The sequence below is a fragment of the Rufibacter sediminis genome, assembly GCF_014269285.1.
GTDB lineage: Bacteria > Bacteroidota > Bacteroidia > Cytophagales > Hymenobacteraceae > Nibribacter > Nibribacter sediminis.
In genome coordinates, this window is sequence record NZ_JACOAF010000020.1 from 230492 (window position 1) to 248585 (window position 18094).

Here is an 18094-nt window from a genome sequence, read left to right on the forward strand (position 1 = left end):
TCATTGCGAGATGCAAAATTAAGCAATTATTAGCTGATTCTCAATTTATTTGAATTAAATCATACCTTTGGCGTCTTTTGTCACTACATAATTAAATCCGCAGCCCTACATGTTGCAGTTTTCTTCTTTATCTGATATCCGGCAGCACACCGAGATGCTTCGCCAGCAAGGCAAACGCATTGGTTTTGTGCCTACTATGGGAGCTTTGCATGAAGGCCATCTTACCTTGCTCAAGGCCGCCAAAAGCCAGAACGACGTAGCCGTGTGCAGTGTCTTTGTAAATCCGGTGCAGTTCAACAACCCAGAAGATTACCGCCTTTACCCTCGGCTGCTGGAGAAAGATGCCCAATTGCTGGATCAGGAAGGATGCGATATTCTGTTTGCGCCCACGGCCGAGGAGATGTACCGCCAGAAGGCGAAGCTGTCCTTTGATTTCGGGGATCTGGAAAGAGTCATGGAAGGGGCGCACCGCCCAGGACACTTCAACGGGGTAGCCACGGTGGTGAGTAAACTGTTTCATTTGGTGAAACCCCATCAGGCGTACTTCGGGCAGAAAGACCTGCAGCAGTTTGCCGTCATCCAGCAGCTGGTGCTGGACCTTAGCTTTGACCTGGAACTGGTGTGCTACCCCATCATCAGGGAAACCGATGGTTTGGCCATGTCTTCCAGAAACCGCCGCTTAAACCCCGAGCAGCGGGCCATAGCGCCCCGGCTGTACGAATCGTTGCAATTCCTGCACGACAAGCTGCAGACCACGCCAATAGCGGAGGCTAAAAAGCAGACGGAGGCGTTTTTGGCCTCTTTTTCGGAAATCAGGCTGGAATACCTGGAGGTGGTGCATGCGCAGACCCTGCAGCCCCTGGACGAAGTAACCGAGGATGTGCCGACAGCCCTTTGCCTGGCTGCTTACTTAGGCGACGTGCGGCTCATTGACAACATGCTGCTGTAAAACAAAAAGCAGCGGGAGAACAATCTGCTTGTCTCATAAATAATCTCTAACTTTGTGCGTTTTTTAGATTATTTTGATGCAGATTGAAGTTCTTAAATCCAAAATACACCGGGCTAAGGTAACACAAGCCGAGTTGCATTACGTGGGAAGCATTACCATAGACGAGGATCTACTGGATGCGGCCAACATGGTTCCCCATGAGAAAGTCCAGATCGTGAACGTGAACAACGGCGAGCGGTTTGAGACCTATATCATCAAGGGAGAGAGGGGAAGTGGTATGATCTGCCTGAATGGTCCTGCCGCCCGCCGGGTGCAGGTGGGGGATATCATCATCATCATCTCCTACGCCCTCATCAATTTCGCGGACGCCCGTGCGCATGAACCCACCGTTATTTTTCCGGATCAGCACAACCGGCTCGTGTAGTCTCTGATAGGCATGAAGAAAACCGTAAACGTACTTAAGTACCTGCTGCTCCTGGCGGTATCGGTTTTCTTGATGGCCTATGCGTTGCGCAGCATCAACTTCACGGCGGTGAAAGCAGAGCTTGCCCAGGCGAATTATGTCTGGATAGGAGCCACGTTGCTTCTCTCGGTGGCCGGGTATGTGAGCCGCGCCATTCGCTGGCGGATGCAGTATGCGCCTCTGGGCTACACACCGCAGGTCAGGCACACCTACCATGCGCTCATGGTGGGCTATCTGGCGAACGTGGTCTTGCCCCGCGCCGGGGAGGTGATCCGGTGTACCTGGCTGAGACGCTCTTCAGGGGTGCCGGTCAACGTCTCGTTGGGGACGGTGATCACCGAGCGGGTCATTGATCTGGTGATGCTGCTCCTGTGCATGTCGCTTACGCTTCTATTTGAGTTTGAACGCCTGCAGAATTTCTTTCTGGACCTGTTCTCTGAGCGGCTCACGGGCATTCAGCAAAACCTGCAGACACTCTACCTGCTGGGAGCCATTGCGGTGATAGGCACCGGACTGGTAGTTTGGTATACCTATAAGAATATAGCAAAGCTGCGGGAGAATGTAATCTTCAGGAAGGTGAGTGATTTTGCCCGAGGCATTTGGCAGGGCATCTTCAGCATTGCTAAAATGGAGCAGAAAGGGGCCTTCATTTTTCACACGCTTTTCATCTGGTTCACTTATTACCTTACCAGTTACCTGGCCTTCTTTGCGCTACCGGGCACCGAGGATCTCACCTGGCAAGCTGGCTTGGCTATCCTGGTAGTAGGCGGACTGGGTATGTCGGCGCCGGTGCAGGGAGGCATTGGGGTGTACCATATTCTGGTGAGAACAGCCTTGCTCCTCTATGCCGTGCCCTTAGACAAGGGAATGGCCTACGCGCTCATCACCCATACCACCGGCGCCCTGCTGGTGGTGCTCATGGGCGGCATCAGTCTGGTCGCCAGTCTGGCGCAGTCCAAAGAAGAAGAACCCGCCAAGCAGGTCGCGTAGGCGTTTCGGGGCGCTTTTCTAGAAATCGGTCTTAAAACAGAAAGGTAGTTTCTGCGTTCTCATGTGAACGGGGCGGTACCTTTGTCTGCCGTATCATTATCAACTCATTCTATATGCTTCCTTCGCAAGAGAAAATTGTGACGCTTCCCCAGCTGCTGTCTAAGGTAGAGGAGTGGCGGGCGCAGGGTCAAAAAATTGTGTTCACCAACGGGTGCTTTGATATTGTGCACATGGGGCACGTGGATTATCTGGAGCGGGCCCGGCTCCTGGGCGACAAACTGGTGGTGGGGCTGAATACTGATCAATCTGTCAGTAGATTAAAAGGCCCGTCCAGGCCATTGCAAGACGAAATGTCACGTATAAGGGTTATGGCATCCTTTTGGTTCACAGATGCATTAGTGTTGTTTGACCAGGAAACCCCGCGGGAGTTAATAGAAGCGGTAGGGCCAGACATCCTGGTGAAAGGCGACGATTATGCCATCGAGAACATTGTGGGGCATGACGTGGTGCTGGCCAGGGGAGGCGCCGTGAAGACAATTCCGCTGGTGAAGGGCTATTCCACTTCACAGGTGGTGCGTAAGATTCTGGGAGACCAACACTGTTAACCTTAAAAGAGAAAAAGAAATGGGTGGTATTTGGATTATAATGATTGCGATGATGCTGGCCTCGGCATTGGTCAGTTGGACGCTTAAAAGCAAGTTTGAGAAGTATTCCAAGTTGGGGCTCCGGTCTGGACTGAGCGGCCGCGAGATCGCGGAAATGATGTTGGCCGATAACGGCATCACCGATGTGCGGGTCATCTCTACCCCCGGTAGACTGACTGACCACTACAACCCCGCCGACAAAACCGTGAACCTGAGCGAGCCGGTGTACGAAGGCCGGAGCGCTGCCGCGGCGGCCGTGGCGGCGCACGAGTGCGGTCACGCGGTGCAGCACGCCAAGGCGTATACCTTCCTGAAGTTCCGTTCGGCCATGGTGCCGGCGTTAAGTGTGGCCAGCCGTTACATGCAGTGGATTCTGTTGATTGGCGTGTTGCTGATTCAGACCACGCCCATTCCGTTGGCCATTGGGGTGCTGCTGTTCGCTTTGACCACGCTGTTCAGCTTTATCACGCTGCCCGTGGAGTTTGACGCGAGCAAGCGCGCGCTGGCCTGGATGGATACCCGGGGCGTGGTGACTACCCAGGAACACGGCATGGCCAAAGACGCCTTGAAATGGGCCGCCATGACGTACGTGGTAGCAGCCATCGGGTCATTGGCCACGCTCCTGTACTATGCTTCCATGCTATTGGGCCGCAGAGACTAGAAACTTTTCAGTCAGTTATATGTAAAAAGAGGGCGACGTGGGTCGCCCTCTTTTTTTGTGTATCCTTTTTCGTTTTCACCTGTTATTCAGGAATAGTATAAAAAGCTAACAATTGTTAGCTTTGCTAGACGTTTCATTTGTAGTAGTATGCAAGCATACTATTTCTTTCTTATTTTTGCGTAGTGTAATCAACACCCAAGTGATTCTATAACAAACGTATAATATGGACTTTAAATTAACCGAAGAACATTTAGCCGTGCAGGAAGCTGCCCGCGACTTTGCCCAGAATGAGCTGTTGCCCGGCGTTATTGAACGGGACGAACATCAGAAATTCCCTACTGAGCAGATCAAGATGATGGGCCAGCTGGGCTTCCTGGGCATGATGGTGGACCCTAAGTACGGCGGCGGCGGAATGGACACCGTTTCTTATGTACTGGCCATGGAAGAGATCTCCAAAGTAGATGCCTCGGCCTCGGTGGTCATGTCTGTGAACAACTCCCTCGTGTGCTGGGGGTTGGAGAAATACGGGAACGAAGAGCAGAAGCAGAAATACCTGCCGCGCCTGGCTTCCGGCGAGATCATTGGCGCTTTCTGCCTTTCTGAGCCTGAGGCCGGGTCAGACGCCACCATGCAGCGCACCACCGCCGAGGACATGGGCGACCATTACCTCCTGAACGGCACCAAGAACTGGATCACCAACGGCAGCACGGCATCGGTTTACTTGGTCATCGCCCAGACCAACCCAGAGCTGCGGCACAAGGGCATCAACGCCCTGATCGTGGAAAAAGAAACGCCAGGGTTTGAGATCGGGCCGAAGGAGAATAAACTAGGCATTAGAGGGTCAGACACGCACTCACTGATGTTCACCGATGTGAAGGTGCCCAAAGAGAACCGCATCGGCGAAGACGGCTTTGGGTTCAAGTTTGCCATGTCTACCCTGAATGGCGGCCGGATTGGGATTGCCTCCCAGGCCTTGGGCATTGCCTCCGGGGCATATGAACTGGCCTTGAAGTATTCTAAGGAGCGCAAAGCGTTTGGCGTGCCTATCTCGCAACACCAGGCCATCCAGTTCAAGCTAGCCGACATGGCCACCAACATTGACGCCGCCCGCTTGCTGTGCCTACAGGCCGCCGCCGATAAAGACGCCCACCGCGATTACTCTAAATCTGGCGCCATGGCGAAGCTTTTCGCCTCAAAAGTAGCCATGGATACCGCTGTAGAAGCGGTTCAGATCCACGGCGGGTACGGGTTTGTGAAAGAATACCACGTAGAGCGCCTGATGCGCGATGCCAAAATCACGCAAATTTATGAGGGAACTTCCGAGATTCAGAAAATAGTAATCTCAAGGGAGATATTGAAATAGGAAAGGGGTTAAATAACGTTTATAGGGTGATTTTAAGTATATAGTATTTGTCTGTTTATAAATATATAGCTTTTTTGTTTGATAACTTAAAAGATAAGTACTAATTTTAAACCGACAGACAACTTAAAAAATCAACATAAGTTAAAACCCTTTAATCAGTTCCCTTACATGGAAGATTACAATAAAATAATTGAGTCGCTGAAAGTGCGCTACATCAAGGCTAAAAACCTGGTGTTGCAGCAGCCGCTCACCGTGCGCAACTACTATGATGTTGGAAACAACCTCTTATTGGTGCACAACGGGATTGTCGCTTTCGGAGACGATAAACAAGTGGCAGAAGAGGGGCAATTGCTCTTCATTCCGGGTGGCCGGAGTACGAAGCTGTATTATGGAGATACCGAGAGTAGGGTCATCTCCAATGATGACTATATTACTACCAAAGACAAGTTTTTCAAAAGCAACAATGACCTTGACCTGATTGGCGAAGCCGATGACAGCCACAGTTTCGTGAGCTTTGAGGCCAAGGTGTTTGACTCTGTGAACTTCTTCACCTCCCTGGAGGTGCCGGCGTTCGTGATCACCAGCAACAAAATGGCGACGTTGGTGATTAAGATTGTAGAGGAGAGCATGCAGGACTTGCCGGGCAAGGAGCGTATCATCAGCCTGTACACTGAGCAGATGGTGGTGGAGCTGATCCGTTATATCTTAAAGAACAAGATGTTTGTGGAGCAGCTGGCTACCAACAGCACGTACTTCAAAGATCCACGCCTCATTGACCTGTTCAACTATATCAAAGAGAACCTGGGCGGCGACTTGTCTAACAAAGTGCTCAGCAACGTAGCCAACGTTTCTGAAGACTATGTGGGCCAGTACTTCAAAATGCTGACTGGTATCAACCCGCAGGACTACATCGAATACCAGCGCATGGAGCGGGCCGTATTCTTGCTGCGCACTACCAAGAAAAGCATCCGCGAAATAGGGAAAGATGTGGGGTACAAAGACACGGCGTACTTCTGCCGTCGTTTCAAGATGATGTTCGGGATTCCGGCCGGTAAAATGCGCCGTCGGGAGTCTTCTATGAACGTGTAATGTTCCCCATAAGGGAAAAGGAAAGGCCCGCCGCAAGCGGGCCTTTCTGTTTAGGGGCTCTTTTCCAGAAAAGAGCCCCTAAACAGATTTCGGACTTATGGACAATCCGCCAAAGTAATTATAGAGATAAAGCGTGTTTACACGCTGAACTGGTAGCTGCCTGCTTTTCTGCGGTTAAGCCGGCGTTGCCGCAGCCAGGCGCGGGCCGTGGCCAGATCTGAGAAGACTTCGGCCTCAAAGGATTTTATGCTGGCGTAAAAGGCATCGGCGGTGGCCTCGGCAAAGGTCTCAGGCTTCACCACCAGGGCGTAGAACTGGAGACCCGCCCGCGCGGCCTTGGGAGCCCATTCCTCCAGCGTCCACTCCAGGGAGTGGCTCCAGGAGCCCACCATGTCGCGGGTGTCAATGAGCATGGCGTGGCAGTTTGCTTCCTCCAGAGCTTCTGTATAGGCTTCCATGCCGGCTTTAACGGTATCTGGCGTGGAGTAACCTTGCCAGGTAGCCTGAATCCAGTGGTTGTCATAGTCTACCAAGATATGAAGATACACATGACCAAAAGCATTCACAAGTTCTGATCTCATAGCATAAAAATTAAGGACTCGTCCTGGTTCAGCCGCCGGCCAGGCGCTTGTGAGGCGTCTGGCCGGCGGTCATTCCTTTCATCTTGCCAGCGGCGGTGCTTCTCCTTCCTGTTTCGGGGCTCGTTTTCAGAAAAGAGCCCCGAAACAGGAAGGCCGTTACAGGTAAAAGTCACCGGCCGCCTCTGGCTGGTACATCACTTCTTCAATCTCATAAGTCAGCGTGCCCCTGGGAGCCGCACAGGCCACTTCCTGCCCTACTTTCCGGCCCAGAATGGCCGTACCTACCGGAGCCAGCACCGATATCTTGCGTTCGGCTACGTTCGCGTCTTTCGGGTAAGTGATGGTTAGTTCCATTACCGTGCCACTTTTTTTCTCCCGCAGCCGCACGAGTGAATTCATGGTGACCACATCTACCGGAACTTCCTCAGAAGGAATGATTTGCGCGGTGCGGAGTTCTTTGCAGAGATCTTCCACGTGGGCAGAGGCGCCGGAGGAGCGCTGGGCCTGTACCAGCAGGTGCAGGCGTTCATGGTCTTTTTCGGTTAGAAAAACAGTTTCCATAGGAGTTGGGGTTAAGAATATTTTTGATGAAAGCGGTGGGTGCTCTGCGCGGATTGATCTCAGCGGCGAGCCTCTCTTGCTGAAACCCAGGGTAAGCCAGAAAAAGAATACGCCATCAGGAGATGAGGGAGGAAAGGTTCTTGCGAACGATTTCCAGCTTCAACTCCTGATGGCGACGACGAAGGGTGCCGGGTGCTGTACCCGGCTTATTTAATAAAGGCCTTGGGTGACGTAAAAAAGAAGAGGCAATAGCCGTTCAGGACATCACGCAAAGAAGCATGATGCGATGCTGCTACCAGGCCAGTGAAAGGCTTTTCCAAGGTAGAGGATATGTTGCAATAGGGCAGCACGGCGGTACGTAGAATACCAAAGATAGCCAATTTTAAACTAGGGAGCAATCCTGAGCAGACGCTTATTCCTGCGGCAGCACCACGTTGAACCGCTGCTTCACTTCGCTTACTTCTGAGATGAACTGCGGGCTTTTCTCAATGTGGTTGCCCACCACCAAAATGTCGGCGCCGGCTTTCCAGGCGGCCTCGGCTTTCTCCACGGTGTTCACGCCGCCGCCCACAATAATGGGCACGGAGACTGTCTGGCGTACCGCCTGAATCATGGCGGCGCTTACGGGGTACATGGCACCGCTGCCACCGTCCAGGTACATGTACTGCAAGCCCAGCATCTGGCCGGCCAGGGCGGTGCAGGCGGCAATAGAGGGCTTATCATGCGGAATAGGTGTGGTGCCGCTCATGTAAGAGGCCGTGGTCTGGCGCCCGGAGTCGATGAGCATGTAGCCGGTAGGGTAGAGGGGCAGACCGCTGCTCTTGAGCAGGGGAGCCGCCGCCACGTGCTGGCCAATCAAGAGATCGGGGTTGCGGCCCGAGATGAGCGAGAGCAGCAGCATGCCATCGGCTTGGGCGTCTATGTAGAGGCCGCTGCTGGGGAACAGAATCACCGGAATGGAGCTGTGCTGCTTGATGTAGCTCACAAACGAGGTCTGGTCTGGGTTGGAGATCAGACTGCCGCCCATGAAAAAGAAATCCACCTCATGCCGGTGGCTCAGCGCCAGAATCTCCTGGCAGCGGGCAACGGTGAGGTGGTCTGGGTCCAGAAGTACCGCCAATCGCTTGGGGCGGTTGGCGGTATCTGGGGTGTTAAAAGCTGGAAAGAGGTGGTGATTGAGGCGACTGGGCATTCGTGATTGGGTCAGGCTGTAACTCGTATTCAACAGTGGTGCTTTCCACCAGAAGCGGTTGCGTTAAATTGGGCTGCGCAGCCGTAGGTTGGGCGTTGAGGTGCTGCTCTACCAGTTTGGTCAGGTACACCATCAGCAGGGCCGCTAACTGTTGCTCCAATATCTTAAATAAATCTGACTGGAAGAACCCTTTCAGCCCAGAACTTTCCTCTTTGGTCTTGTACCGGCGCGGAGAGGCGGCTACAGTGCCGGTGTTGGGGTGGTAAAAGGCGGGGTACGTGCGCTCAATGGCGCTGTAAAGCGGCTCGTCATCCTCCACCTCAGGGATGGAAGAGATCCAGGCGCGGTCCTCGGCCCCTTTGAAGCGGACCGGGTTCTCCAGCCGGTTACCTTTCTTTTTCTTCTTGGGCTGGGCGTCTTTCCCCTTCCCGAAGGCTTTGCTCAGGAAATAGATGCCGGCCACCAAACCGCCGGCAATGGCCAGGTTTTTCCCTATCTTCTGAGATTGGTCTTTCAGGTCAGTGACATCGCTGAGTAAGGCATTTTTATATTCTTCCTTTTGACGTTCCAGAAACTCGCGCGGGTCATCAAAAAGCGGATTGTTTAGTTCGCTCATAGCAGCAGGTATGGTTAGATGGTTTGGTCAGATTCATCAGTCTTATAGATCGTGTTCCGAAACGCCTTGTCGGCCATGCCCTGGAACACCTTCTTGTCTAGCCCCACGATCAGAATCACGAGCAAGATAAGGTAAAAAAGGGTGACAATCCCGAAGCCCCAAAAGTGGCTGTCCAGCAGGTCGTTCAACAACAGGGCAATAAACACGTTGAGGAACAGCAGCACCATCAGGCCCACCAGACCCAGCAATACCCCGTGAACGGTGCTCACAAAGATGCTTTTCAGTTTGGTTTGCAGGTCCAGTTTCACCAGGTCAATGCGGGTATCTATGTACCCCATCAGGTTTGCGATGATGCTATCAGTTTTGCTTTTGTCTTCGGTGGCCATGTGTCTTTTAGTTGATGGTGCGTAGGAGATATACGGAACATCGAAAGAAAATATACCAAATTTATCTTCCTCAGAAATCCATACGGATATACACATCTTACGGATAACCAAAAAGGTAGGATACCTTGCGCCGTTTTGCGGGCCGTTTTCAGAAAATAAGGCAAAAACGGCGGGCGGAGGTGCCCACCCTGCGGGCAATCACGTATTTTTGCAGAAGCCACGCGCGCCCATACCCTTTGAGCAAGAACTACTACCATATCTTAGGAGTCTCGTCCTCGGCCACTTCCGCCGAGATCAAGCGGGCGTACAAGCGCCTGGCCCTGAAATGGCACCCCGATAAGAACCCGCATGACAGCCACGCGGAGGAGCGGTTCAAGCAGGTGAATGACGCGTATCAGGTTCTGTCTGACCCCCGGCGCCGCGCCGCCTTTGACTTGCAGCAGCAGTATGAGCAGCAACGCCGCCAGGCCCAAGCCTATGCCACCCCGCGCTACCACCACACCCGCAACCCGGCGGGATTTACGGAGCGGCATTACCGGCAGCGGCCCAAGCAACACACCCATTTCTCTAGGCGCGATCTACAGATTATCCTGGGCGGAATTATCCTGACGATTCTGCTGATCATCGGCATTAACCTGGGGTGGGGCAAGATTGCCTCTGGCCGGGCCATGACGCTGGCGCGGCAAGCCGAGCAGCAGCGCCTCTGGCAGAAAGCCGCCGAGGCGTACTCCACGGCCCTGGAGTACAAACCCAAACTGGAAGAAGCGCGGGTGCGGCGGGGGGCTCTGCGGCTGGGCTATCTGAAGAACCCGGCCGGAGCGATAGAAGATTACACGGTTGCCCTGCAGGAAAACGCCAGTCCGCCCGCCGCCTGGTACGCCGCCCGCGGCAAAGGGTACCTGCAAACCAAGCACTACCTGAAAGCCATCCTGGACCTGGACAAAGCCCTCTCCCTGGACCAGAACCTGGCCGGAGCGTATCTGGACCGGGGCTTGGCGCACCTGCAATGGGAAGACAACTGGTCGGCGGCCGCCGCTGACCTGAGCAACTACCTGCAGAACCTCCCAGATTCCTCTGCCCTTGCCACTGAGGCCCTGCTGTACCGCACCTTCGCGTATTTCAGGATGCAGGACTGGAAGAAAGCCTGGCAAGACACCGAGCAGGCGCTTCGGCAGGATGCTTCCAACGCCAAGGCGTTCTACCTGCAAGCCAAGATAAAACTAGCCCAGGGCGACTCCGCCAGCGGATGCAGATTGCTGTCTAAAGCGGCCAAGTTGGGATTTGCGCTGGCGGTAGACGAGGTGAAAGACCAGTGTGCCCGTTTAGGTCTTAAGACGCTGAAGTCAAAGAAAAGCCTGAAAAGCCGGTAAAACTTTGCCGGGACGCAGCTTCAAAAGGCAGCGTAGCTTTGGATATTAGGAGTATTTGATGATTAGCCAGTCTTCTGTTTCAAGCGGCTTCCGTTTAAGCATTGATTTCAGGAAAATGGCCCTAAAATAGAACGTTCACAAGAACTATATTAGACAATGCAATCAGAATCAAACTCTTGCCGGAATGTCCTCGTTTGAAGAAACTGCATAAAAGGACGGGAAGAGAAGCCGATCTGTCTTGGGCGCCTACCGCCAGCGCTGAGAACCTAGGTACTTGTGCCTGGCGCAGGGCGTTTGAGGTGGTTGTCACCTGGGCTGTCTGGTCCTGAAAAGGCAGATTTATAGGCGGCCCAACCGACAGCGATAAAATAAAAAAGGGTATCTTAAGCACTAAAACAGGGTTTAGGAGCGTAAGAGAGAACATTAAGGCCACGCAGTGATGGAAATACAAGTGAAGGAATTTAGCCAGTTACCCCTACCCGAACAAATCAAATGCGTGCAAAGTACCGGTCGGTACCTGCATGCGCGCCTGAAAGGCTGGTGCCACATCAGTTTATATTTTATGGGTACGTTCTACGCCGAGGTCTGGCTACTGGAGCATTGTGACAGTATTGGCATGATCAGGACGTTCACCACGCAAGAGCAACTGGACCCTTACCTGAAGACCACCTCCATGGACAAACTGGTGCAGGAACTGCTGCACGAGGAAAAGTAAGTCACGTTTCAATTAAGGTCGTTTTCAAGCCTAGCCAGGTGCCATCAGGGGCTTTCCCCACCACATAGGTCTGTACCTGTATTTGCCCCACCCGGTACACCCGCACCTCTTGTAGATTAGTTTCCAGCCATTGTTGCAGGGCCACAAACCGTTGCGCGGTGATTTGCTGAGCCGGGTCCTGATCTGGAGACATGCGCCCCATGTTCCGGAAAAAGTAAGCAAGCGTCACTTTCTCCACCTCCGGCTGACGGCTGTCGCCGAAGGCCTTTAGGAAATCAGCTCCGGAGGTAATGGAAAGCCCGGCCGGCAAGGTGAACACCTCCAACGGGAACTCGCTTTCACTGACAAATAATAAGCCCTGCGCGGCTTGCTCCAATTCTGAACGTAAGGAAACCATTTTGAGGGGATTTTCAGAAAATGTGGGTAAAACTAGCCGGCAAATCGAAATCGCTAGGAAGAGAAACAAGACCGAGATCGCTCCTTTGTAGACGCAGCCGGGGTTTCTTTGTTTGCCTTGTTTCTCTTCCCAGCTGATACTTGCTGAAACTACTGAATAGGGGCGCTGTCTACGCGGGCCTCCAGGGTGTTTTGAATGGCCGCAGGCACGTTGGAAAGAAGGTCATACCCGGTGGCGGCTTCTATGGCATCTACGGTGGTGCGGTAAGCGCTCCAGCTGCTGCTGATGTTGGTCGTATTAGGCGTGTTCACCGCAATAACGCGGGTGCTGGCGGTCACACGGCTGACATCACCAGTACCATTGGGCAACACCACAATCACTTTCCAGATGCGGTTGGGCACGGTTACTTTGCCGGCCGCTATGGTTTCTTTGTAGCCGTTACTGCCGGTGCCTCCTTTGCCGTAGCTTCCCATGATGATGTACAGCTCATTGCCCGCATTAACCAAAGTGCGGCAGTAGTTCTCCAGATTGGCCCAGGTTTGCTGATTGTTGGGCCCGGCCTGCGGAATCATGTTCGACATCAGGAACGTGGCCGAATTGTCGGCCTCGGAAAGCGTGCGATCTGCCGAGGGGCAGTTATGTCCCCGGTCAAAACCGCTGCCGGTGTAGTCAGAAGACTGTACTTTGTAAAAAGCCGCGGGCAACGTGTTGTCTGCCCTGAAATCATCCTGGCGCGGCGTGCTGCCTATCCAGGCGCTGCTCAAGTGCCAGCTTACCCAGTTAGGCGTGCCCCGGAAGCTGTTGTACGAGAGCACGTACTGCGGTTTGCTTACCAAATAATTGCTGGAACTGGTACCGGCGGCGCTGGGGTTGCCCATGGCCAAGTGGTTGTCCTGGGTGGGAGTGGTGGTTTCGGTGGGGGTTTGCTCGGCATCCGGTGCCACGTCTTCTACGGAGCAGGAAACCCCAAAGCCCAGAATCAGGAGAAGCAGGAAAGAGCGGGAAAAGTTTTTCACGAAAAGGAATTTACTTATTTATAGCAAGATAGGGTCCCTGGGTCTCTATTCAAGAAATAGGATAGGAATATTTTAGGCGATCTGCCCGGAAAGCTGCCCTGAGTTAGCACGCGCCTGACGTTCCGTTTTAGACCCGTTTTTAGAAATCGGGCTGAAAAACAGCTACTTGGGGAACAGGTATCGCGCAGGATACTGGCTTGTTCAGGAGTAAAGCTGGTTTCGGGGAGGTCTCTGAAACAATTTATTTCAAGGGGTTGTACTCCGCAAAACTAAATGTAAGTTAGAATCTGAAAACAGCGGCACCTCACACAGGCGAAGGCAAGGCAGCAGAACTTGCAGGAGAAAGAACAGGGGGAATTGCCGTGCCGCTGCTTTTTGATGGATCAAGTAACCCGATAGATGACTCGTACAACCACTTACGCGGCCGCCAGAACCGTTGCCGCTACCATAGAAAGCCATTTTGCCCAACATCAGAATGATGCGCGGCAGAAGGGTGCTTTGAACGTGGCCCCCGCGCCTTCCATGAAAGTGGTAGAGGCGCTGATTGATGCGGCCTTCTGGGCGAGCCTCAGAAAAGAGGAAGGGCAATCGCCCAAAATCTCCCTGGCGTTTCTGCCGCCGGAGCAAGCGGGCAAGCCGCTCCTGTTCGCGCAGCGCCTGCCGTTAACCTCCCACAACCTCACCAAGCTGGCGCCCGGCGTAGAGCGGGCCGGGATTCACATTGGTGTCTGGAAAGAGCACGGCGAGCTGTACATGTGGGGCACCACCCGCGAGATTCTCAGTTTCTGCTTTGTGCTGGATGTCTCTGAACCGGGGCTGCTGGTAGTCAAACACCGGCGGTCTACCGGTTACGGGAAATTTGCCAACGTGGCGGTACTCAAGGGCGATGTGGTGAAAATCATTGACGAGGACAGCGATAGCTTGCCAGACTGTCCGGCGGTGGTCTCCTCCATGCTGGGCTTCACCGCGCCGGCCTCCTGGAATGATTCCGTGAACGTGCTGGTGCAGTTGGCGGTGTCCATGCGGGCGCACGGCCGCGGAGGCATGCTGTTGGTGGTGCCCACCGGTTCTGAAAAGTGGCAGCAATCCATCATCCATCCGTTGCCCTACGCCATCGCGCCGGCTTTCTCGGCCCTTACCGAGCTGATCCAGCAAGAGAAGGAGAACAAGGACCTGAGCCTGTGGCAGGGAGCCATGCGCCGCGAGATTGACGGCCTGGCGGGCCTGACCGCGGTAGACGGCGCCACCATCATCAACGACCGGCACGAGCTCCTGGCCTTCGGGGCCAAAATCATCCGGGCAGACGGCAATGAACTGGCCGAACAGATTGTGCTCACCGAGCCGGTGGTGGGCAACGAGCCGGTCATCCTCCATCCCACACAGAACGGCGGCACTCGCCACCTCTCCGCCGCCCAGTTCGTCCATGACCAGCGAGATTCCATTGCCCTGGTCGCCTCTCAGGATGGCCGTTTCACCATCTTCAGCTGGTCACCCTGCGAGAACATGGTCCACGCGCACCGGGTAGATACGTTGCTGTTGTAGATTTGTATTTTTACCTTTAGCAAGAAGGATGGCTGATGTGCATAGCAAAGAGGTTCGGAGCTTTAATATGTCCCGGATCAGAGGGAAGAACACAAAGCCTGAAGTTCTGGTCAGAAAGTTCTTATTTTCAAAAGGGTTCCGTTACCGATTGCATGACAAAAAGCTTCCCGGGAAGCCGGATATAATATTGCCAAAATATAAGACCGTCATATTTGTGCATGGTTGCTTCTGGCATTCTCATGACGGCTGTAAATATTTTGTGTTACCTAAAACCAGAACAGACTGGTGGGCCAATAAGCTTCTGACTAATAAGAATAAAGACCTTCAGAATGAAAAGCTGCTTGCAGAGCAGGGTTGGAAAGTCTTGACTGTTTGGGAGTGTGAATTGAAAAGTAAGACAAAAGAAGAAACGTTAGTAAAGATAGAAGAGGAGTTATGGAGGAGTTTAAATCAATCCCGGTAATTGATTTGTTTGCAGGGCCTGGGGGATTAGGTGAAGGTTTTTCAAGTGTAAAGAATAATGATAAATATTTTTTTGATATAAAGCTCTCGATAGAGAAAGACCCTGTTGCACAAACTACCCTAAAGTTGAGAAGCTTTTACAGGAAGTTCTTACATAATGGTCTTGATGTGCCAAAAGAGTATTATAATCTTCTAAGAGAGCCAAGCCTTAAAAAGCGTGAAAAGTTGCTTAAGAATTTGTATGCTCAATACTGGGAAGTAGCAAAAGAGGCAGAGGCTGAAGCGCGTAGAATTGAGTTAGGGTCAAAAGAGATTCCTCCTTTATATGTAGATGCGCTTATTAAGAATGCACTTGGCAAAGATAATAAACATTGGGTTCTAATTGGTGGGCCTCCCTGTCAAGCCTTTTCCCTTGTGGGTAGATCTAGGGTAGGGGGAGTGCATGAAGCTGATCATAGGGTATATTTATACAAAGAGTATCTAAGAATAATTGCTGAGCACCAGCCTTCCGTTTTTATTATGGAAAATGTAAAAGGATTACTCTCTGCGCAGGTAAACGGAGAGAAAGTCTTTGAATGGATGTTGAGAGACCTCAAAGATCCAGCCTCTGTTTTTGAAAGTTCAAATTCTTCTAAGTATACCATTTACTCTTTAGCAAAAACTAAAATAAAGGATCATAAAGATTATTTGATTAAAGCAGAGAACTATTCTATTCCTCAGAAGCGGCACAGAGTAATTTTAATCGGGATAAGGGAAGATATCAATATTAAGCCAAGGACTTTAAAAGCAACAGACAAGATTACTCTTAAATCTATCATAGGTGATTTACCACCTTTAAGGAGCGCACTCAGCAGAGAGTTTGTTGAAAGCGAAATGGTTGATGGAAAGAAGAAAAGGAAGTATGAGAAACTGGAAGATGCTGAGGAGCTATGGAATGAAAAGGTGAAAATATTCAGGGAGCAACTTTTAGCCAAAAATGAATTTGGAGTTGAAAAAGAACTGAGCGACAAGGTTCTATTTGAAAATGGTATTGGGGCAGAGTTTATTGAATGCACTGATACAATTGCAAAGGAGCATCCTCTTTATGCATGGTACTCTGACTCTAAGTTAGGAGGGGTGGTGAATCATGAGTCGCGGTCCCACTTATTACAAGACATAAAGCGTTACTTATTTGCCAGCCTGTATTCAAAGCATAATAACAAATTTCCGCGTCTGGCAGATTATGCAAAGTATGATAAAGAGCTTCTTCCTGATCATCAGAGTGCGAGCACAGGAAAGTTTGTAGATAGGTTCAGAGTGCAATTACCTAATGATACTGCCACCACAGTTACCAGTCACATCTCAAAAGATGGACATTACTTTATTCATTATGATCCAAAACAATGCAGAAGCCTAACGGTACGTGAAGCAGCCAGAATACAGACCTTTCCAGATAATTATCTTTTCTGGGGTGGGCGAACCAGCCAATTTCATCAAGTTGGTAATGCTGTTCCTCCTTATCTGGCTAAACAGATTGGGGATATAGTTAAAGATTTATTCCTGAAAATAGAGGAACAAGAGGTTAAAGAGCATGATGCTCAGGTCCAGTTTAAAGATGAACTTGTAGCGGAGCGTTCCTGATGATTGACTATACTCAATTTGAAACTGCTTCAGCAGAACCTGAAGCAGTTTCTATGATTGAAACTTTCCGGGCCATTGGGTATAATCTGGAAACTGCTATTGCTGATATAATTGATAACTCCATTTCTGCTGGCGCTAAAAATATTTGGATTGATTTTGACTATAAAGGAGCTTCCACCTGGCTGGCTATTAAAGATGATGGCCATGGGATGGACAATGAGGAATTAATCAAAGCGATGCGGCCGGGATCAAAAAATCCTAATGAAGAAAGAGCTGCGCAGGATCTGGGGCGGTTTGGTCTTGGATTAAAAACAGCATCCTTTTCTCAATGCCGGAAGTTAACAGTCATTTCAAAATATAAGAACTCTACGCCAGTTTACTGGACCTGGGATCTTGATTATGTTGCAGAAGCTCGTAAATGGAACCTGATCAAGTATGATCCGGGTGAAGATGTTTTGTCACAAATAAACAGCCTGACATCAGGAACCTTTGTTATTTGGAATAATCTTGACAGAATTGTTCAGTCCCTCCATTCAGACGATAAAGTTGGTTTGGAAAAGTTCTTACAGATCATGGATCATGTGAAAAGGCACCTAGCCATGATCTTTCACAGATATATTGAAAGTAAGAAAGTTAAAATCTGGTTCCAGACAAGAGAAGTAAAGCCTTGGGATCCTTTTCTGATGAGTGAACCTTCAACCCAGAAATTTCCGGAAGATCCGCTTCAGAATGGGAAAGTAAAGTTACGTGGTTACGTTCTTCCTCATAAGTCCAAATTAACTGATACAAAATTCCGGGAAGCAGAAGGTCCTAAAGGCTGGAACGCTCACCAAGGCTTCTATATCTACCGCAAGGATCGTCTTTTATTAGCTGGCGATTGGTTGGGTATGTTCCGAAAAGAGGAGCATTTTAAATTGGCACGTATTTCAGTTGATCTTCCAAATAATTTAGATGCCTCTTGGCAGATAGACATCAAAAAGTCAGTAGCCAGACCTCCTTTAATCCTTCGGGATCAATTGAAAGCCTACGCTAGTAAAATAAGAGCACAGGCAGTTGATGTGTACAGACACAAAGGCAAAGTTTTACAGCGAAAATATGGTTCAACGCAGTATCAGCCTGTCTGGGTGGAAAAGCTCCGGCACGGCAAACGATTCTATGAAATTAATCAGGAGCATCCTTTTGTCTCTCATTTGCTTTCACAGTTTTCAGGAAAGAATTCTGAACTAAAGAAATTACTTAATCTTATAGAGGAAACTGTTCCCGTTCCGCTCATTACCATCAAGGAGAGCGAACAGCCTGATATTCAAGGGCAGCCATTTGAAGGAGTCAATCATGATGCGCTCCTAAGTATGATGAAGCTTATACATTCATCCTACATATCACAAGGCATACAGGATGATCTGGCACGTACGATGATCCTGAACATGGAGCCTTTTAATCTTTATCCCCAACTTATTGAGTCTATCTAATAATTCTT

At 51.0% G+C, this 18094-nt stretch carries 20 protein-coding genes; 13 read left to right on the forward strand and 7 right to left on the reverse strand.

Translation table 11 applies throughout. The features are described from left to right. Positions 1-109: 109 nt before the first annotated feature. The 7 genes from panC (at position 110) to H7U12_RS07685 (ending at position 6159) form a co-directional block, all read left to right on the forward strand. Entirely contained in the window at positions 110-949 is an 840-nt protein-coding gene (panC, locus tag H7U12_RS07655) for a pantoate--beta-alanine ligase (protein WP_186635448.1), read from the forward strand. A gap of 76 nt (positions 950-1025) precedes the next feature. Then, entirely contained in the window at positions 1026-1373 is a 348-nt protein-coding gene (gene panD, locus H7U12_RS07660; RefSeq protein WP_186635451.1) for an aspartate 1-decarboxylase, read from the forward strand. A 12-nt stretch (positions 1374-1385) separates the two neighbouring features. Further along, positions 1386-2402, forward strand: coding sequence for a lysylphosphatidylglycerol synthase transmembrane domain-containing protein (locus tag H7U12_RS07665; RefSeq protein ID WP_186635454.1), 1017 nt, complete (start codon positions 1386-1388; stop codon positions 2400-2402). Between the two features lie 113 nt (positions 2403-2515). Next, positions 2516-3007 (forward strand): D-glycero-beta-D-manno-heptose 1-phosphate adenylyltransferase, encoded by a 492-nt coding sequence (rfaE2, locus tag H7U12_RS07670; protein WP_186635458.1) that lies wholly within the window; start codon positions 2516-2518, stop codon positions 3005-3007. Between the two features lie 19 nt (positions 3008-3026). After that, positions 3027-3707 carry a zinc metallopeptidase gene (locus H7U12_RS07675; RefSeq protein ID WP_241749220.1) on the forward strand — a complete coding sequence of 227 codons (681 nt, stop codon included), beginning with the start codon at positions 3027-3029 and terminating at the stop codon, positions 3705-3707. A gap of 223 nt (positions 3708-3930) precedes the next feature. After that, the gene (locus H7U12_RS07680) at positions 3931-5070 is read left to right on the forward strand and encodes an acyl-CoA dehydrogenase (RefSeq protein ID WP_186635462.1); all 1140 of its coding nucleotides are present in this window, start codon (positions 3931-3933) and stop codon (positions 5068-5070) included. Positions 5071-5238: 168 nt separating this feature from the next. Then, positions 5239-6159, forward strand: coding sequence for a helix-turn-helix domain-containing protein (locus H7U12_RS07685; protein ID WP_123126937.1), 921 nt, complete (start codon positions 5239-5241; stop codon positions 6157-6159). A gap of 137 nt (positions 6160-6296) precedes the next feature. Here the strand turns inward: H7U12_RS07685 and H7U12_RS07690 are convergent, their stop codons facing one another. The 5 genes from H7U12_RS07690 to H7U12_RS07710 all read right to left on the reverse strand — a co-directional run bounded on the left by H7U12_RS07690 (position 6297) and on the right by H7U12_RS07710 (position 9495). Then, positions 6297-6740, reverse strand: a complete 444-nt coding sequence (locus H7U12_RS07690) for an STAS/SEC14 domain-containing protein (RefSeq protein ID WP_186635465.1) — start codon at positions 6738-6740, stop codon at positions 6297-6299. A gap of 156 nt (positions 6741-6896) precedes the next feature. After that, complete coding sequence (rnk, locus tag H7U12_RS07695; RefSeq protein WP_186635468.1) at positions 6897-7301, reverse strand: nucleoside diphosphate kinase regulator; 405 nt, start codon at positions 7299-7301, stop codon at positions 6897-6899. Positions 7302-7713: 412 nt separating this feature from the next. After that, entirely contained in the window at positions 7714-8493 is a 780-nt protein-coding gene (locus H7U12_RS07700; protein ID WP_186635471.1) for a geranylgeranylglyceryl/heptaprenylglyceryl phosphate synthase, read from the reverse strand. Next, positions 8453-9109: a hypothetical protein gene (locus tag H7U12_RS07705; protein ID WP_186635474.1), complete on the reverse strand. Its 657-nt coding sequence runs from the start codon at positions 9107-9109 to the stop codon at positions 8453-8455. Before H7U12_RS07705 ends, H7U12_RS07700 begins: the two co-directional genes overlap by 41 nt. Before the next feature lie 14 nt (positions 9110-9123). Next, positions 9124-9495: a phage holin family protein gene (locus tag H7U12_RS07710; protein ID WP_186635476.1), complete on the reverse strand. Its 372-nt coding sequence runs from the start codon at positions 9493-9495 to the stop codon at positions 9124-9126. 236 nt (positions 9496-9731) lie between these two features. On the opposite strand from H7U12_RS07710, the gene H7U12_RS22860 reads away from it, so the two are divergent. Both H7U12_RS22860 and H7U12_RS07720 read left to right on the forward strand, forming a co-directional pair. After that, positions 9732-10865: a tetratricopeptide repeat protein gene (locus H7U12_RS22860; RefSeq protein WP_186635479.1), complete on the forward strand. Its 1134-nt coding sequence runs from the start codon at positions 9732-9734 to the stop codon at positions 10863-10865. Between the two features lie 439 nt (positions 10866-11304). Continuing rightward, entirely contained in the window at positions 11305-11580 is a 276-nt protein-coding gene (locus tag H7U12_RS07720) for a hypothetical protein (RefSeq protein WP_186635482.1), read from the forward strand. A 1-nt stretch (position 11581) separates the two neighbouring features. On the opposite strand, the gene H7U12_RS07725 is transcribed toward H7U12_RS07720, so the two are convergent. Together H7U12_RS07725 and H7U12_RS07730 are read right to left on the reverse strand one after the other, a co-directional pair. Further along, a complete protein-coding gene (locus H7U12_RS07725; protein ID WP_186635485.1) occupies positions 11582-11977 on the reverse strand; it encodes a nuclease A inhibitor family protein in 396 nt (131 codons plus the stop codon). Between the two features lie 149 nt (positions 11978-12126). Then, positions 12127-12993 carry a DNA/RNA non-specific endonuclease gene (locus H7U12_RS07730; protein ID WP_255897308.1) on the reverse strand — a complete coding sequence of 289 codons (867 nt, stop codon included), beginning with the start codon at positions 12991-12993 and terminating at the stop codon, positions 12127-12129. Positions 12994-13392: 399 nt separating this feature from the next. On the opposite strand from H7U12_RS07730, the gene H7U12_RS07735 reads away from it, so the two are divergent. From H7U12_RS07735 to H7U12_RS07750, 4 genes are read left to right on the forward strand one after another with little or no spacing between them, the layout of a single operon-like run. Then, a complete protein-coding gene (locus tag H7U12_RS07735) occupies positions 13393-14535 on the forward strand; it encodes a putative sensor domain DACNV-containing protein (RefSeq protein ID WP_186635488.1) in 1143 nt (380 codons plus the stop codon). A 28-nt stretch (positions 14536-14563) separates the two neighbouring features. Continuing rightward, positions 14564-14998, forward strand: a complete 435-nt coding sequence (locus tag H7U12_RS07740) for a very short patch repair endonuclease (RefSeq protein WP_186635491.1) — start codon at positions 14564-14566, stop codon at positions 14996-14998. Beyond that, complete coding sequence (locus H7U12_RS07745; protein ID WP_186635494.1) at positions 14971-16617, forward strand: DNA cytosine methyltransferase; 1647 nt, start codon at positions 14971-14973, stop codon at positions 16615-16617. The genes H7U12_RS07740 and H7U12_RS07745 overlap by 28 nt, the downstream gene beginning before the upstream one ends. Next, positions 16617-18086 (forward strand): ATP-binding protein, encoded by a 1470-nt coding sequence (locus H7U12_RS07750; RefSeq protein ID WP_186635497.1) that lies wholly within the window; start codon positions 16617-16619, stop codon positions 18084-18086. The genes H7U12_RS07745 and H7U12_RS07750 overlap by 1 nt, the downstream gene beginning before the upstream one ends. Positions 18087-18094: the final 8 nt, after the last annotated feature.

Bases quoted from the DNA above. Each gene is read 5' to 3' on its own strand.
- H7U12_RS07720 (WP_186635482.1), top strand. From the start codon at position 11,305: ATGGAAATACAAGTGAAGGAATTTAGCCAGTTACCCCTACCCGAACAA.
- panC (WP_186635448.1), top strand. From the start codon at position 110: ATGTTGCAGTTTTCTTCTTTATCTGATATCCGGCAGCACACCGAGATG.
- H7U12_RS07700 (WP_186635471.1), bottom strand. From the start codon at position 8,493: ATGCCCAGTCGCCTCAATCACCACCTCTTTCCAGCTTTTAACACCCCA.
- H7U12_RS07690 (WP_186635465.1), bottom strand. From the start codon at position 6,740: ATGAGATCAGAACTTGTGAATGCTTTTGGTCATGTGTATCTTCATATC.
- H7U12_RS07735 (WP_186635488.1), top strand. From the start codon at position 13,393: ATGACTCGTACAACCACTTACGCGGCCGCCAGAACCGTTGCCGCTACC.
- H7U12_RS07685 (WP_123126937.1), top strand. From the start codon at position 5,239: ATGGAAGATTACAATAAAATAATTGAGTCGCTGAAAGTGCGCTACATC.
- rnk (WP_186635468.1), bottom strand. From the start codon at position 7,301: ATGGAAACTGTTTTTCTAACCGAAAAAGACCATGAACGCCTGCACCTG.
- H7U12_RS07665 (WP_186635454.1), top strand. From the start codon at position 1,386: ATGAAGAAAACCGTAAACGTACTTAAGTACCTGCTGCTCCTGGCGGTA.
- panD (WP_186635451.1), top strand. From the start codon at position 1,026: ATGCAGATTGAAGTTCTTAAATCCAAAATACACCGGGCTAAGGTAACA.
- H7U12_RS07740 (WP_186635491.1), top strand. From the start codon at position 14,564: ATGGCTGATGTGCATAGCAAAGAGGTTCGGAGCTTTAATATGTCCCGG.
- H7U12_RS07750 (WP_186635497.1), top strand. From the start codon at position 16,617: ATGATTGACTATACTCAATTTGAAACTGCTTCAGCAGAACCTGAAGCA.
- H7U12_RS07705 (WP_186635474.1), bottom strand. From the start codon at position 9,109: ATGAGCGAACTAAACAATCCGCTTTTTGATGACCCGCGCGAGTTTCTG.
- H7U12_RS07745 (WP_186635494.1), top strand. From the start codon at position 14,971: ATGGAGGAGTTTAAATCAATCCCGGTAATTGATTTGTTTGCAGGGCCT.
- H7U12_RS07710 (WP_186635476.1), bottom strand. From the start codon at position 9,495: ATGGCCACCGAAGACAAAAGCAAAACTGATAGCATCATCGCAAACCTG.
- rfaE2 (WP_186635458.1), top strand. From the start codon at position 2,516: ATGCTTCCTTCGCAAGAGAAAATTGTGACGCTTCCCCAGCTGCTGTCT.
- H7U12_RS07680 (WP_186635462.1), top strand. From the start codon at position 3,931: ATGGACTTTAAATTAACCGAAGAACATTTAGCCGTGCAGGAAGCTGCC.
- H7U12_RS07725 (WP_186635485.1), bottom strand. From the start codon at position 11,977: ATGGTTTCCTTACGTTCAGAATTGGAGCAAGCCGCGCAGGGCTTATTA.
- H7U12_RS07675 (WP_241749220.1), top strand. From the start codon at position 3,027: ATGGGTGGTATTTGGATTATAATGATTGCGATGATGCTGGCCTCGGCA.